The sequence below is a fragment of the Serratia sp. JKS296 genome (genome assembly GCF_900215445.1).
Classification (GTDB): Bacteria; Pseudomonadota; Gammaproteobacteria; order Enterobacterales; family Enterobacteriaceae; genus Serratia; species Serratia marcescens.
In genome coordinates, this window is record NZ_OCMX01000001.1 from 3985080 (window position 1) to 3999615 (window position 14536).

The 14536-nt window shown below is 60.4% G+C and carries 12 protein-coding genes and 1 pseudogene; 7 read left to right on the forward strand and 6 right to left on the reverse strand.

The window, feature by feature from the left end; genetic code table 11:
* Position 1 precedes the first annotated feature (1 nt).
* Both tgt and queA read right to left on the reverse strand, forming a co-directional pair.
* Positions 2 to 1126, reverse strand: coding sequence for a tRNA guanosine(34) transglycosylase Tgt (gene tgt, locus CRO23_RS19120; protein WP_033634014.1), 1125 nt, complete (start codon positions 1124 to 1126; stop codon positions 2 to 4).
* A 72-nt stretch (positions 1127 to 1198) separates the two neighbouring features.
* On the reverse strand, positions 1199 to 2269 hold the full coding sequence (queA, locus tag CRO23_RS19125; protein ID WP_016928878.1) for a tRNA preQ1(34) S-adenosylmethionine ribosyltransferase-isomerase QueA: 1071 nt from the start codon (positions 2267 to 2269) through the stop codon (positions 1199 to 1201).
* A gap of 120 nt (positions 2270 to 2389) precedes the next feature.
* On the opposite strand from queA, the gene CRO23_RS19130 reads away from it, so the two are divergent.
* The 3 genes from CRO23_RS19130 to ggt all read left to right on the forward strand — a co-directional run bounded on the left by CRO23_RS19130 (position 2390) and on the right by ggt (position 5801).
* Positions 2390 to 2971, forward strand: a complete 582-nt coding sequence (locus tag CRO23_RS19130) for an acyl carrier protein phosphodiesterase (RefSeq protein ID WP_016928879.1) — start codon at positions 2390 to 2392, stop codon at positions 2969 to 2971.
* A gap of 229 nt (positions 2972 to 3200) precedes the next feature.
* Positions 3201 to 3803: a peroxiredoxin C gene (locus CRO23_RS19135; protein WP_004940403.1), complete on the forward strand. Its 603-nt coding sequence runs from the start codon at positions 3201 to 3203 to the stop codon at positions 3801 to 3803.
* 234 nt (positions 3804 to 4037) lie between these two features.
* Complete coding sequence (gene ggt, locus CRO23_RS19140; protein ID WP_097102663.1) at positions 4038 to 5801, forward strand: gamma-glutamyltransferase; 1764 nt, start codon at positions 4038 to 4040, stop codon at positions 5799 to 5801.
* A 53-nt stretch (positions 5802 to 5854) separates the two neighbouring features.
* Here ggt and malZ read toward each other — a convergent pair whose 3' ends face one another.
* Positions 5855 to 7678 carry a maltodextrin glucosidase gene (gene malZ / locus CRO23_RS19145; protein ID WP_097102665.1) on the reverse strand — a complete coding sequence of 608 codons (1824 nt, stop codon included), beginning with the start codon at positions 7676 to 7678 and terminating at the stop codon, positions 5855 to 5857.
* 245 nt (positions 7679 to 7923) lie between these two features.
* On the opposite strand from malZ, the gene CRO23_RS19150 reads away from it, so the two are divergent.
* The 4 genes and pseudogenes from CRO23_RS19150 to CRO23_RS19165 all read left to right on the forward strand — a co-directional run bounded on the left by CRO23_RS19150 (position 7924) and on the right by CRO23_RS19165 (position 10233).
* Positions 7924 to 9180 carry a mechanosensitive ion channel family protein gene (locus CRO23_RS19150; protein ID WP_016928882.1) on the forward strand — a complete coding sequence of 419 codons (1257 nt, stop codon included), beginning with the start codon at positions 7924 to 7926 and terminating at the stop codon, positions 9178 to 9180.
* 132 nt (positions 9181 to 9312) lie between these two features.
* Positions 9313 to 9582 carry a hypothetical protein gene (locus tag CRO23_RS19155; protein ID WP_016928883.1) on the forward strand — a complete coding sequence of 90 codons (270 nt, stop codon included), beginning with the start codon at positions 9313 to 9315 and terminating at the stop codon, positions 9580 to 9582.
* An 85-nt stretch (positions 9583 to 9667) separates the two neighbouring features.
* Positions 9668 to 9946, forward strand: a pseudogene (locus CRO23_RS19160) (type II toxin-antitoxin system RelE/ParE family toxin).
* Positions 9946 to 10233, forward strand: a complete 288-nt coding sequence (locus CRO23_RS19165; RefSeq protein ID WP_025160069.1) for a HigA family addiction module antitoxin — start codon at positions 9946 to 9948, stop codon at positions 10231 to 10233. The pseudogene CRO23_RS19160 and the gene CRO23_RS19165 overlap by 1 nt, the downstream one beginning before the upstream one ends.
* A gap of 45 nt (positions 10234 to 10278) precedes the next feature.
* Here CRO23_RS19165 and proY read toward each other — a convergent pair whose 3' ends face one another.
* The 3 genes from proY to CRO23_RS19180 form a co-directional block, all read right to left on the reverse strand.
* Entirely contained in the window at positions 10279 to 11685 is a 1407-nt protein-coding gene (proY, locus tag CRO23_RS19170) for a proline-specific permease ProY (RefSeq protein WP_097103129.1), read from the reverse strand.
* A gap of 73 nt (positions 11686 to 11758) precedes the next feature.
* Positions 11759 to 13075, reverse strand: coding sequence for a branched-chain amino acid transport system II carrier protein (brnQ, locus tag CRO23_RS19175; protein ID WP_079450868.1), 1317 nt, complete (start codon positions 13073 to 13075; stop codon positions 11759 to 11761).
* Positions 13076 to 13561: 486 nt separating this feature from the next.
* Positions 13562 to 14524 (reverse strand): PstS family phosphate ABC transporter substrate-binding protein, encoded by a 963-nt coding sequence (locus CRO23_RS19180; protein ID WP_097102667.1) that lies wholly within the window; start codon positions 14522 to 14524, stop codon positions 13562 to 13564.
* Between the last annotated feature and the right edge of the window lie 12 nt (positions 14525 to 14536).

The following is a 14536-nucleotide window of genomic DNA, read 5'->3' on the forward strand; positions in this document are numbered from 1 at the left end:
ATCAAGCGTTTAAAGGCGGAATCGGCTTGCCGATCCGACCATAGAAATCCGCAACAAACTGCTCTAATTTACCCTCTTCGATAGCCTGGCGTAAACCCGCCATCAGGCGCTGGTAGTGACGCAGGTTATGAATTGTGTTCAGTCGAGCACCCAATATTTCGTTGCAACGGTCGAGATGGTGCAAGTAGGCGCGGCTGTAATGGCGACACGTGTAGCAATCACAGTCCTTATCCAGCGGAGACGTATCATCCTTGTGCTTGGCATTACGGATTTTTACCACACCGTCAGTCACGAACAAATGGCCGTTGCGGGCGTTGCGGGTCGGCATGACGCAGTCGAACATGTCGATGCCGCGACGCACGCCTTCCACCAAATCTTCCGGCTTGCCGACGCCCATCAAATAGCGTGGCTTATCTTCCGGAATTTGCGGGCAAACGTGTTCAAGAATGCGATGCATATCCTCTTTCGGCTCGCCTACAGCCAAGCCGCCCACAGCGTACCCGTCAAAGCCGATATCCACCAGCCCTTTGACGGAAACATCACGTAAATCTTCGTAAACGCCGCCCTGAATGATGCCGAACAGCGCATTTTTATTTTCCAGCTCGTCGAAACGCTTGCGGCTGCGCTGCGCCCAACGCAGCGACATTTCCATCGAACGCTTGGCGTAGTCCCAGTCGGCCGGGTACGGCGTGCATTCGTCGAAAATCATCACGATGTCGGAGCCCAGGTCATACTGGATTTCCATCGATTTTTCCGGGCTCAGGAACACCTTGTCGCCGTTGATCGGGTTACGGAAGTACACGCCTTCCTCTTTGATCTTGCGCATCGCCCCCAGGCTGAACACCTGGAAACCGCCGGAGTCGGTGAGGATCGGGCCCGGCCACTGCATGAAGTCGTGCAGATCGCCGTGCAGCTTCATGATCTCCTGGCCCGGGCGCAGCCACAGGTGGAAGGTGTTGCCCAGCAGGATCTGCGCGCCGGTCTCTTTCACTTCTTCCGGCGTCATGCCCTTGACCGTGCCGTAGGTGCCGACCGGCATAAAGGCCGGGGTTTCCACCACGCCGCGGTCGAAAATCAGGCGGCCGCGGCGTGCGCGGCCATCGGTAGTTTGTAGTTCGTACTTCACAAAGCCTCCAGCATCAGAGAAACAGTCTGATGTCGTTGAAACGGGGCCGCGCCGTAGGCGCAGCCCGGGAAATTAACCGCCGACGGACTCGTTTTCCGCCTGCGGGTTACGGCTGATGAACATCGCATCGCCGTAGCTGAAAAAGCGATACTGCTCGGCCACCGCCTGCTGATAGGCGTTCATGGTATTTTTATAGCCGGCGAAGGCCGATACCAGCATGATCAGGGTCGATTCCGGCAGGTGGAAATTGGTCACCAGCGCGTCGATCACCTGGTAGTGATAACCTGGATAGATAAAGATGCTGGTATCGCCGAAGAACGGCGCAATCAGCGCCTCTTTGCTGGCCGCCGCGGCGCTTTCCAGCGAACGCACCGAGGTGGTGCCCACCGCCACGACGCGCTTGCCGCGCGCTTTGCAGGCCAGCACCGCATCCACCACGTCCTGCGGCACTTCGGCGTATTCGGCGTGCATCACGTGATCTTCGATGGTTTCCACGCGCACCGGCTGGAAGGTGCCGGCGCCGACGTGCAGCGTCACGAACGCCATTTCCACGCCTTTGGCGCGCAGCGCCGCCAGCAGCGGTTCGTCGAAGTGCAGGCCGGCGGTCGGCGCGGCGACCGCGCCCGGTTTCTCGCTGTAGACCGTCTGATACAGCTCACGGTCGGCGTCTTCATCCGGGCGAGCGATATAAGGCGGCAGCGGCATGTGGCCGGCCGCGTTAAGAATGGTGAATACGTCGCGTTCGTCGTTGAAGCGCAGCTCGAACAGCGTCTCGTGGCGCGCCACCATGGTGGCGGCGATGCTCTCGTCATCCCCCAACAGCAGCTCGGCGCCCGGCTTGGGCGCTTTCGACGCGCGCACGTGCGCCAGCACGCGATGGTCGTCCAGCACGCGCTCCACCAGCACTTCTATCTTGCCGCCGCTGACCTTGCGGCCGAACATGCGCGCCGGGATCACGCGGGTATTGTTGAACACCAGCAGGTCGCCGGCTTCCAGCTTATCCAGCAGATCGGTGAATACGCCGTGCGTCAGCGCCCCGCTCGGCCCATCCAGCTGCAGCAGGCGGCATGCGCTGCGCTCGGCCTGGGGATAGTGGGCAATCAGGGATTCGGGAAGTTCAAACGAAAAATCAGCGACGCGCATGGGTATTCACTTCTTCAATTTAAGGCTGGTTGGTAAAAAACAGGCGGCCTAGTCTAAAGCCGGGGGCGGTCAGCGGCAAGAAATAAGGAGGATTTGCCTGACTTCAGGTATAGTTGAGGGATGAATTTTCTCGCTCACCTTCACCTGGCCATGCTGGCAGACAGCTCGCTGCTGGGCAACCTGCTGGCCGATTTCGTTCGCGGCAACCCCGCCGCCGACTACCAGCCCGAGGTCGTGGCCGGCATCATGATGCACCGCCGCGTCGACGTGCTGACCGACAGCCTGCCGCAGGTGAAAGCCTGCCGCGACTATTTCAGCGCCCCCTACCGCCGCGTGGCGCCGATCACCCTCGACGTGGTGTGGGACCATTTTCTGGCGCGCCACTGGCAACAGTTGGAGCCTTCACGCGACCTGCACCAGTTTACCCAGGAAGCCCGCAGCCAGATCGAACCTTACCTGCCGCTCACGCCCCCGCGTTTTCAGAACCTGAACGGCTATCTGTGGCCGGAACGCTGGCTGGAACGCTACGCCGAATTGCCGTTCATCGCCCGGGTATTGCAGGGCATGGCCAGCCGCCGTCCACGCCTCGAAGCGCTGGCCGGCTCGTTCGCCGACGTCGAACAACATTATCATCAGCTTGAAACACACTTCTGGCAGTTTTATCCGAAAATGATGCAGCAGGCGAAGGAAAAAACGCTCTGAGGTCAAGCCCAAGCGTTTGAAATTGCAGCGCATTGCAAGAATTTACGTTTTGCCGCTTGCCCTTTTGCAGGAAAAGGTTATTTTTAAAGCTTGATAAATTATATCAACGACTTTGATAGGTAAAAGCTATCTCATTGATTGGTCTTTTACCCTTTATTCACCAAGTCATGGCCCCTATACTGGCCCTTGTTTTTACATCCACCCTTTAACACCTATTACAGGAGTAATTATGGTCCTGGTAACTCGTCAAGCCCCTGACTTCACTGCAGCTGCCGTACTGGGTAGCGGCGAAATCGTTGAAAACTTCAACCTGAAGAAGCACCTGAACGGCAAACCGGCCGTGCTGTTCTTCTGGCCAATGGACTTCACCTTCGTATGCCCTTCCGAGCTGATCGCTTTCGATCACCGCTATGAAGAGTTCCAGAAGCGTGGCGTTGAAGTGGTTGGCGTTTCCTTCGACTCAGAATTCGTCCACAACGCATGGCGTAAAACCCCTGTCGACAAAGGCGGCATCGGTGAAGTGAAATACGCAATGGTTGCTGACGTTAAGCGTGAAATCCAGAAAGCTTACGGCATCGAACACCCGGAAGCCGGCGTTGCGCTGCGCGGCTCCTTCCTGATCGACAAAGACGGCATCGTGCGTGCTCAGGTTGTTAACGACCTGCCAATCGGCCGTAACATCGACGAAATGATCCGTACCGTTGACGCGCTGCAATTCCACGAAGAGCACGGTGAAGTCTGCCCGGCTCAGTGGGAAAAAGGCAAAGCAGGTATGGGCGCTTCCCCAGACGGCGTGGCAAAATACCTGTCTGAAAACGCTGCCAAGCTGTAATTTCAGCCTGATAGTGAATCAACCGGCCCACGCGGCCGGTTTTTTTATGCCCCTTTTTGGGGCAGACCGCCCGTCTTCAGTGCTTTATTTCCCTGTTTCCGCTCACATTTCCCGCCCAGTTCGCCGCGCGAATGCCCATCTGCGGCTACTATCAATAACGCTGGCTCGCGCTTTGCAAGCGAACAGCGGCAAGCAAACACAACACAATAAAAAACTGACAGGGTAGGAATAACTATGTTTTTACAGAAATGGAGCAAACCCCTGACCATGGCGGCGCTGCTGGTCAGCGGCAGCCTGTATGCGGCATCCAACCCAGCGGTGGAAGCCCAAAACGGCATGGTGGTCACCTCGCAGCATCTGGCCTCGCAGGTCGGGGTGGATATCCTGAAGATGGGCGGCAACGCCATCGACGCCGCCGTGGCGGTCGGCTATGCGCAAGCGGTGGTGAACCCCTGCTGCGGCAACATCGGCGGCGGCGGCTTTATGACCGTCCACCTGGCGGACGGCACCGATACCTTCATCAACTTCCGCGAAACCGCGCCGGCGGCGGCCAGCGCCAACATGTATCTGGACGCCGACGGCAAGGTGAAGAAAGACGCCAGCCTGTACGGCTATCTGGCGGCGGGCGTGCCGGGCACCGTGCTGGGGATGGAAACCGCGCGCGCGAAGTACGGCAAACTGAGCCGCGAACAGGTGCTGGCGCCGGCGATCAGGCTGGCGCGCGAAGGCTTTGTGCTGACCCGCGCCGACACCGATATCCTCGACACCACCATCGCGCGCTTCAGGCAGGATCCCGAGTCGGCCAAAATCTTCCTGCGCCCGGACGGCAGCCCGCTGCAGCCGGGGGACAAGCTGGTGCAAACCGATCTGGCCAACACGCTGGAAGCCATCGCCAAAGGCGGAACCGACGCCTTCTATAAAGGCAAGATCCCGCAGGCGGTAGAGGCGGCGGCCAAACAGGGCGGCGGCATTTTGACCGCCGCCGACTTCGCCAACTATAAAGTCACCGAAACCCCGCCGATCACCTGCAGCTATCGCGGCTACAAGTTCGTGTCAGCGCCGCCTCCCAGTTCCGGCGGCGTGACGCTGTGCGAAATCCTCAACGTGGTGGAAGGCTATGATCTGAAAAGCATGGGCTTCAACTCGGCGGCGGCCATTCACACCATGACCGAAGCGATGCGCCATGCCTACATGGATCGCAACACCTACCTTGGCGATCCGGAATTCATCAAGAACCCGATCGACCGACTGGTGAGCAAGAGCTACGCCGAGCAGATCCGCAAGAAAATCGTCGCGGACAAGGCCACGCCGTCGGAAAACGTGCAGCCCGGCATGGAGCCGCATGAGAAGCCGGAAACCACCCACTATTCGATCGTCGACCATGACGGCAACGCGGTCTCCACCACCTATACCGTCAACGGCCGCTTCGGCGCCGTGGTGATCGCACCGGGCACCGGCTTCTTCCTCAACGATGAGATGGACGATTTTACGGTCAAAGTGGGCGAGAAAAACCTGTACGGGCTGGTGCAGGGCACCGCCAACAACATTGCCCCCGGTAAGCGCCCACTATCGTCAATGAGCCCGACGCTGGTAACCAAGGACAACAAGATCTTTATGGTGCTGGGCTCGCCGGGTGGTTCGCGCATCATCACCATCACCCTGCAGACCGCGTTGAACGTGATCGACCACGGCATGGCGCCGCAGGAAGCGGTGGACGCACCGCGCATCCATCACCAATGGCTGCCGGATGAGGTGTACTACGAACAGCGCGGCGTTTCCGCCGATACGCTGAAGCTGCTGAGCGGCATGGGCTACAAGATGGTCGAGCAAACGCCGTGGGGCGCCGCCGAACTGATTCTGGTCGGTTTGCCGGGCGCGGCGGGCGTCAGCCCGGCCAACTCCGGCAACGATTCGGCGGTATCCGGCAAAGTGCGCGAAGGCTATCTGTACGGCGCCAACGACGTGCGCCGCCCGGCAGGCTCCGCGGTCGGTTACTGATGTAAACGCCTACTCACCTTAACCGCGGGGGCGTTTCTGCCCCCGCACTCCCTTTAGCCCTCGCAGCGCCACACGGTGGCCGACTCTTCCGCCAACTGCAGGCGCAACCCGCCGGCCGTTTCGCTCAACTCGCCTCGCCCTTCCACACGCCGCCACGGGCCGCGGGCCAACAGCGGGTTGTGCGGCAACTGCGCCTGGCCGCTGCCGTCGCGCTGCAGCGCCACCAACACCAGCTCCTGCTGATACAGGCGCACGAACACCAGCGTTTCTCCGCTGGCGTACAGCACCTGACAGCCGCCTCGGCGCAACGCCAGGCTCTGTTTACGCAGCGCCGCCATGCGCTGGAACAGCGTCAACAACGGCCGATCCCAGTCGCCGACGTCCCATGGGAACGGCTTGCGGCAAAACGGATCGTTGCCGCCATCCAGGCCAATCTCATCACCGTAATAGAGGCAAGGCACGCCGATCCAGCTCAGCAACCACACCGCCGCCATCTGCATGCGCGCCGCATTCCCCTGCAACAGCGTGAGGAAGCGCGCGGTATCGTGGCTGTCCAGCTGATTGAACTGGATCAGTTGGCGGCTGTGCGGCAGCCCGGCGCGGTAACCGTCCATCCACTGCGCGCACCCGGCGGCGTCCAGCCGCACCGGGTGGTAGGCCACGTCCAGCCCCGCCAAAAACGCCCGCACCGGCAGCGCGAACCCCATGTAGTTCATCGCCGCATCCTCCACGCCGGCGTGCAGCCAGCGGCGCGCGTCGCCGAAGTGCTCACCCAAGACATAGGCCTGTGGATTCTCCTGCTTCACCGCCTGATAGATGCCCGCCAGGTGGCGCAGATTGCCGGTGGCGCCGCCGTTCTCCCCCAGCATATGCACCACGTCCAGCCGCCAGCCGTCGATGCTGTACGGCGGGCGCAGCCAGTGACGCACCACGCTGCCTTCCCCCTGATAAATCGCTTCCGCCACCTGCGGCTCGGCGAAATTGAGCTTCGGCAGGCTGGCGTTGCCCTTCCAGTCGAGCGCGCGGCCGTCCGGGTAAAAGTTGAACCAACCGCGATACGGCGAATCGGGGTGGTGACAGGCGCCGTTTTCGCCCTGACGATGGCGGTCGAACCACGGGTGCGAGTCGCCGGTGTGGTTGAAGACCCCGTCCAGCACCAGTTTCATGCCCACTTTGTGAGTGCTCACTCGCAAACGCTGCAGCGCCGCGTTGCCGCCGAAGTGCGGATCGACCTGGTAATAGTCCTCGGTATCGTACTTATGCACGCTCGGCGCGGTAAAAATCGGGTTCAAATACAGCGCCGTCACGCCCAGCTGCTGCAAATACGGCAGTTTGGCGCTGATGCCATCCAGATCGCCGCCGTAAAAGGTCGAGGCGGCGTGGCGATCCTCCAACGGGTGCTGCCAGTCGCGCCGAATCACCTCGGCGCCGGCCGCGTGATGGCGATAGCTGCCGCTCTGGATGCCGTGCTCGCCGCCGCTGCTGGCGAAGCGATCGGGGAAAATCTGGTAGAACAGCTGATCCGCCACCCACGCGGGGCCATTGTCAGGATCGTCGACGGCGAACTGCGCCAGCTGGCCCGGCGGCGTTGGCGACCAGCCCTGCGGGCCGAACCACTGTTGGCGATCGGCCCACAGCAGCTTGAAGCAGTAACGCCGCGTCGGCTCGCCCTCATTCAGCGTCAGGCTGGCCTGGTAGCGCCGCATCCCCTCGTGGCGCTGCGCTTTCATCGTCAGCAGCCACTCTTCGTTGTCCGGTTCGGCGCGCAAAAATACCCGTTCCGGCAGTTCATCCCCTTGTAACCACAGCGTGATATCCAAACGTTGCCCTTGTTTCACCACAAAAGGCGGGACCGGTTGATGCCAGGCGTTAAGCATACTGTTCTCCTGCTGTACCAAACGAAATCGACGGCGTTCTTCAAAAACGAACAATGCCACGTTAAGTGCAACTCCCCCTCCTCTCTGGCCGCAAAACCCGGGGATGAGCCGGGGGGCGGAGACTGAAGAATAACGCTAACTTGATGTAAAAAAAGGTAAACAGGCACAAATCCTGCACGTTACCCCTTAGGCTAACGCGTTTTAAGTTTACAGGATATTTTTTGCGCATTTTTTAAGGAGCGGTAATGCAACAACAGATAACGCGCTGGCTGGAACAGTTTGGTTTGGAATTCGGCGGAGTGATGTCGCTGTTGATGGTATTGGGGTTGATTGTTCTGATCTCGGTCGCGATCCACCTGGTGCTGCACCGGGTGGTGTTGGCGGCCCTTCAGCGCCGTGGCCAGCAGTCGCAGCGCGTCTGGCAACAGGCCATCACCCAATACAAACTGTTCCAGCGCGTGGCGCTGCTGCTGCAAGGGGTGATCATCAGCATCCAGGCGACGCTGTGGCTGCAGAGCGGCAGCCAGACTCAGGCGGTGATCGTCACCGCCGCGCAGGTGTGGATACTCGCCTTCACCCTGCTGTCGCTGTTCTCGCTGCTGGATACGCTGCTGGCGCTGCTGCGCCAAAGCCCGATTTCCAATCAGCTGCCGCTGCGCGGCATTTTCCAGGGCCTGAAACTGGTGGCGGCGATCCTGATCGGCATCATGATCGTCTCGCTGCTGATGGGCAAATCGCCGCTGTTGCTGCTCAGTGGCCTGGGCGCCATGACCGCGGTCTTGATGTTGGTGTTCAAGGATCCGATCCTCGGGCTGGTAGCCGGCATCCAGCTCTCCGCCAACGACATGCTGAAGATCGGCGACTGGCTGGAAATGCCGAAATACGGCGCCGACGGCGCGGTCACCGACATCGGCCTGACCACGGTCAAAGTGCGCAACTGGGACAACACCGTCACCACCATCCCCACCTACGCGCTGATCTCCGACTCATTCAAGAACTGGCGGTCGATGTCGGAATCCGGCGGGCGCCGCATCAAGCGCAGCCTGAATATCGACACCGGCAGCGTACACTTCCTGTCGGAAGAAGAGCAGCGCCGCCTGCAGCGCAACCCGCTGCTGCACAGCTATCTGAACGTTAAGACCCAGGAGCTGAGCCAGCACAACCAGGAAATCGCCGTCGATCTGGCCTCGCCGCTCAACGGCCGCCGCCTCACCAACCTCGGCACGCTGCGCGCCTATCTGGAAGCCTACCTGCGCGCTCATCCGCGCATTCACCAAAACATGACGCTGATGGTGCGCCAGCTGGCGCCGACGCCGGAAGGCCTGCCGCTGGAAATCTACGCCTTCACCAACACCACGGTCTGGGCGGAGTACGAAAGTATTCAGGCGGATATTTTCGACCATATCCTGGCGGTGATCGACGAGTTCGGCCTGCGCGTGCATCAGACGCCAACCGGCAATGACCTGCGCGGCATGCTGCGACAAAGCGCGAACGCTTCCTGACGTCGGCTGACGTAACTGTGTCTGCTGGTAATTATTCTCTTTCAATTGCCAGCAGATATCTCCATCCCCTTCTTTTCCCCGGCGAAAACGGCGTTAATGCGCCATCACCTTCACCACCGAGAGGGAAAGCCCTTGCTGAAACGGATACGTCATCGGCTGTTTACCCTGCTGGCCACCCTGCTGTTTATCGGCTGCCTGCACAGCGCGTCGCTGGATGAAAGCCGCATGCCCCGCAATCTGCAACCTTCGCTGAGCGCCCTCAGCAGCAACCTGCAGGACATTCGCGAAGTGCTGGCGCGCTGCGCCGGCGAGGAAGAGGAGGAACGGCTGAACGACGGCGGCATGCGCATCGAAGCGCGCGCCGCCGGGGAGGAGGAAGCGGAAGACAAACGCTTGGCATAGCAGGTTAAAAAACGCCCCATCTTGTTGCGCCACACGCAACACCTGGCTGTGATGCGTATAGCGCAACACTCATGGAGCCATCAGGATGATAAGAAGCTTCAAGCATAAGGGACTCAAAAAGTTTTTCGAAACCGGTTCAACGGCAGGTATCGACGCCAAGCAGGCGAAGAAAATCGCGCTGCGGCTGAGCGTGCTGGATCTGGCGAAAGTGATTGATGACGTAGATCTGCCCGGCTTCTTCTTGCACCCGCTAACGGGCGCTCGCAGCGGGCAGTGATCCGTAACCGTAACCGGCAACTGGCGTATCACGTTTGAACTGGTCGAGGGTGATGTTTATATCGTGAATTATGAGGACTATCACTAATGAACCGCATGCATAATCCTCCTCATCCTGGAGAATTGATCAAAGAAACCATGGAAACGCTGAATCTCAGCGCACGCGCGCTGGCCAAAGCATTGGACGTCGCGCCGTCTACGGTTCAACGCCTGATCAGCGGAAAATCCGATATCTCGCCGGAAATGGCCATCCGCCTGTCCATCGTAATAGGCAGTTCCGAACAGGTCTGGATGGGCATGCAAGATGCTTACGATCTGTGGCAGGCCAGGCAGTCCATCGACGTTTCGAAACTGCGCAAGCTGGACTTCGCTTAACGCCTGCCCCTAAAAAAACACCGGCCTCAGCCGGTGTTTTTCCATTTAGTCTTGCTGCGTCGCCAACGGCGCGCGTTTTTTCTGATGGTTGACCTTGAACCAGTACCCCGCCAGCAGCAACACCACCCAGACCAGGCCGGCGTACAGCGAGACGCGCGTGGTCGGGAAGTAACCGATCAGGCCGATGATGAACACCAGGAACACGATCGCCACCACCGAGGTGAACACCCCGCCGCGCAGCGGGAACGCCAGCTGCTTCACCTGCTCTTTGCTCAGGCTGCGGCGGAAGGCGATTTGCGAGAACAGGATCATGATCCACACCCACACGGTGGCGAAGGTCGCCAGGGAGGCGATCACCAGGAACACGCTCTCCGGCATGATGTAGTTGAGGTATACCGCCAGCAGCAGCGCCAGCATCATCACCACCACCGTCACCCAGGGAATGCCGCGTTTCGACACCTTGCTGAACATCTTCGGCGCGTGCCCTTGCTCGGCCATGCCATGCAGCATGCGGCCGACGCCGAACACGTCGCTGTTGATCGCCGACAGCGAAGCGGTGATCACCACGAAGTTGAGGATGCCCGCCGCCACGGTGATGCCCATATGCTGGAAGGTCAGCACGAACGGGCTGCCGTTGGTGCCCACCTGGTTCCACGGGTAGATCGACATGATGACAAACAGCGTGCCGACGTAGAACACCAGAATGCGCCACGGCACCGAGTTGATGGCTTTGGGAATCGATTTTTTCGGATCCTTGGCTTCGCCGGCGGTGATGCCGATGATTTCAATGCCGCCGTAAGCGAACATCACCAGCTGCAGCGACAGGATCATGCCGATAACGCCGTTGCTGAAGAAGCCGCCGTTCGACCACAGGTTATGAATGCCGGTCGGTTGCCCGCCGTTGCCGATACCCCAGATGATGATGCCGATGCCGGCCGCGATCATGATGATGATGGTGGCGACCTTGAAGAACGAGAACCAGAACTCCAGCTCGCCGAATACCTTGACGCTCATCAGGTTGATGGCGCCGATGATCAGCACCACGCTCAGCACCCAGATCCAGTGCGGCACTTCCGGGAACCAGACCCCCATATAGATGCCGAAGGCGGTCACGTCGGCGATGGCGACGATCAGGATCTCAAAGCAGTAAGTCCAGCCGGTGATGTAACCCGCCATCGGGCCGAGGTAGTCCTGCGCGTAGCGGGAAAATGAGCTGGCCTGCGGGTTGTTGACCGACATCTCCCCCAGTGCGCGCATGATGATAAAGGCCACGATGCCGCCGATCAGGTAAGCCAGCAGCACGCTCGGGCCGGCCATTTTGATGGCGTCCGCCGAGCCGTAGAACAACCCGGTGCCGATGGCCGATCCCAGCGCCATAAAGCGGATATGACGCGTGCTGAGGCCGCGTTTCAGCTTATTGTCGGGGGCAGTGGTGGGTGACTGTTGTTGCATGAAAATGACCCATAGTTTTAAACGAAAAAAAGCCACGGACATGTCCGTGGCCCTGGATTTAGCCGGGGGATTATCAGTGCGCGGTCACTTGGGAACGCGTGCACACCCGATCATAAATCGCGACCAGCGCCAACATCAGCAGCGAAGGCGGCAACCATGCCAACCCCTGCTCCGCCAGCGGCAGGTGAGTGGACCAGGCCGGCAACAGTTGCTGGAAACTGGACGCTTTCACCGCGTCAAGAATACCAAACAACAGGCTGACAAGCATCACCGGCGCAATGATGCGCGGCGCGCTGTGCCACCAACGCAGGGTGAAGCTCAGCACCACCAGCACGATGCACGGCGGATAAATCGCGGTCAGCACCGGAATGGAGATCTGGATCAGGTGGCTCAGGCCGAGGTTGGACACCACCATCGAGAACAGGCCCAGGATAAACACCAGCGTCTTGTAAGAGAACGGCAGGTATTGCGCGAAGAATTCGGCGCAGGCGCAGGTCAAGCCCACCGCGGTCACCATGCAGGCGATGAAGATCAGCGCCGCCAGGAAGAAGCTGCCGAGGCCGCCGAAGGTGTTCTGAACGTAAGCGTGCAGGATCACCGCGCCGTTGGTGGCGTCAGGCACCAGCGCGCCGCTGCCGGAGCCCAGCTTGAACAGGCTCAGATAAACCAGCGTCAGGCCCACGCCGGCGATCAAACCGGCCAGAATGGTGTAACGGGTCAACAGACCGGCGTCTTTCACGCCGCGCGAGCGCGCCGCGTTGACGATAACGATGCCGAATACCAGCGCGCCCAGCGTATCCATGGTCAGATAGCCGTTAACGAAGCCGGAGGAGAAAGGCACGCTCTGATAAGCCGCCGTCGCCGGGATAGGCGTGCCGGCAGGCCACAGCAGCGCGGCGATGCCCAGTACGGCCAGCGCGACGATCTTCAGCGGCGCCAGCACGTGGCCGACGGTATCGAGCAGACGGCCCGGATACAGGGAGATGCCGATCACCAGCGCGAAGTACACCAGACTGTAGATGAACAGCGGCATGGCGCCGTCGCCGGTCAGCGGGGCGATGCCCACCTCAAAGGACACGGTGGCGGTGCGCGGCGTGGCGAACAGCGGGCCGACGGCCAGGTAGCAGACGGTCGCCAGCAGCAGGCCGGCGCCGCGGCCGATCGGCGAACTGAGGGCGTCGATGCCGCCGCCGACGCGCGCCAGCGCGATGACGGTGATGACCGGCAGGCCCACGGCGGTGAGCAGGAAGCCCAGCGCAGCGATCCAGACGTGTTCACCGGACTGCAAGCCGACCATCGGCGGGAAGATGATGTTCCCGGCCCCAACGAATAAGGCAAAGGTCATGAAGCCCAGTGCCAGGATATCTTTTGACGTTAAACGATGACTCATACGATGTCGTGTTGCCTGTTCAAATGAAAAAAAATTGTCCGATAGCGTGGTGGCGAAACGCCCCACCCGGTTGCCGGCATGCCCGATCGTCGCAGCGCCAAATAAGCACCCTAAACGCAGTCGATCCGGCGTTTATGTCCCTATTCGAAAGTGGCCGCTCATGAAGATGGGCAAAATTTTAGGAGTTATAAAAATGGAGGTTTAATCCGACAACGAAGGCTAAGGTAAACGTTTATAGCGCTTCAAGGCAAGACGCACGGCGAAAAGCAGAGCTATCGACCATATAAACTTTAGCCACCAGTCGATCATATTGGCTATCAATAAATATACACTACATGATTTGTATCATTTTTGAACAATGAATTCACGAAACGTGAAGCATATATCGCTTTACCGCGCGAAAACGCCAATAAGCGCCCGATTTTCGCGTGGTATAAGCTCCGTTTCGCCGTGAAAAAAGGCGAAAATTACGCCGATTTTTGTCGCTTATTGCGCCGTGGCCAGCGCGAGCGGTGGCAACCCGAGCGCCTGACGAGTCTTCTGCAGGGCGGCCGGCGGCAGCGGCAGATAGCCGTCGTGGTTGACCAGGCTTTGCCCTGGCGTCGACAGCACGCGATCGAGGAACGCGGCGGTCAGCGGCTCCAGCGGTTGATTGGGGGCTTTGTTGATGTAGATATACAGATAGCGCGACAGCGGGTAGCGATCGTTGCGCACGTTGGCGGCGGTAGGCGCGACATAGTCTTCTCCCGACTCCGCCAGCGGCAGCAGCCGCACGCCGCTGGCGCGAAAACCGATGCTGGCGTAACCGATGCCGTTGAGCGAACCGGCCACCGCCTGCACCACCGAAGCCGAACCGGGCAGCTCATTGACGCGCGGCATGAAATCGCCGCCGCACAGCGCGCGCAGTTTGAAATAGCCGTAGGTGCCGGACGCCGAGTTGCGGCCGAAGCGTTGCAGCGAGCGTGTCGCCCAGTCGCCGCTCAGCCCCAGTTCGCCCCAGCGTGTCAGCGGCTGGCTTTCACCGCAGCGCCGGGTGGCGGAGAAAATGCGATCGAGCTGCTGCAGGTTAAGGCCGCGCAGCGGATTGTCCTGATGCACCAACACCACCAGCGCATCCACCGCTACCGGCACCGCCAGCGGCGCATAACCGTAACGGTGTTCGAACGCCGAAACCTCGGCCGCCTTCATCGGCCGGCTCATCGGGCCCAGCTGCGCGGCGCCCGCCGCCAACGCGGTCGGCGCGGTCGACGAACCGGCGGCCTGGATCTGCAGGTTGACGTTGGGATAATGCTGGCTGAAATCCTGCGCCCACAGCGCCATCAAATTCGCCAGCGTGTCGGAGCCGACGCTGGACAGGTTGCCCGCCAACATGCCGTCAGGCTGCGCCAGCGCGCCGCGTCCGGCCAGCAGCGCCAGGCAAAGCAACAGCCCTCGGGTAATTCGGGTCATACCGGTGTCTCG

Bases quoted from the DNA above. Each gene is read 5' to 3' on its own strand.
- proY (WP_097103129.1), bottom strand. From the start codon at position 11,685: ATGCAACAACAGTCACCCACCACTGCCCCCGACAATAAGCTGAAACGC.
- malZ (WP_097102665.1), bottom strand. From the start codon at position 7,678: ATGCTTAACGCCTGGCATCAACCGGTCCCGCCTTTTGTGGTGAAACAA.
- CRO23_RS19135 (WP_004940403.1), top strand. From the start codon at position 3,201: ATGGTCCTGGTAACTCGTCAAGCCCCTGACTTCACTGCAGCTGCCGTA.
- CRO23_RS19150 (WP_016928882.1), top strand. From the start codon at position 7,924: ATGCAACAACAGATAACGCGCTGGCTGGAACAGTTTGGTTTGGAATTC.
- brnQ (WP_079450868.1), bottom strand. From the start codon at position 13,075: ATGAGTCATCGTTTAACGTCAAAAGATATCCTGGCACTGGGCTTCATG.
- CRO23_RS19165 (WP_025160069.1), top strand. From the start codon at position 9,946: ATGAACCGCATGCATAATCCTCCTCATCCTGGAGAATTGATCAAAGAA.
- CRO23_RS19130 (WP_016928879.1), top strand. From the start codon at position 2,390: ATGAATTTTCTCGCTCACCTTCACCTGGCCATGCTGGCAGACAGCTCG.
- CRO23_RS19180 (WP_097102667.1), bottom strand. From the start codon at position 14,524: ATGACCCGAATTACCCGAGGGCTGTTGCTTTGCCTGGCGCTGCTGGCC.
- queA (WP_016928878.1), bottom strand. From the start codon at position 2,269: ATGCGCGTCGCTGATTTTTCGTTTGAACTTCCCGAATCCCTGATTGCC.
- ggt (WP_097102663.1), top strand. From the start codon at position 4,038: ATGTTTTTACAGAAATGGAGCAAACCCCTGACCATGGCGGCGCTGCTG.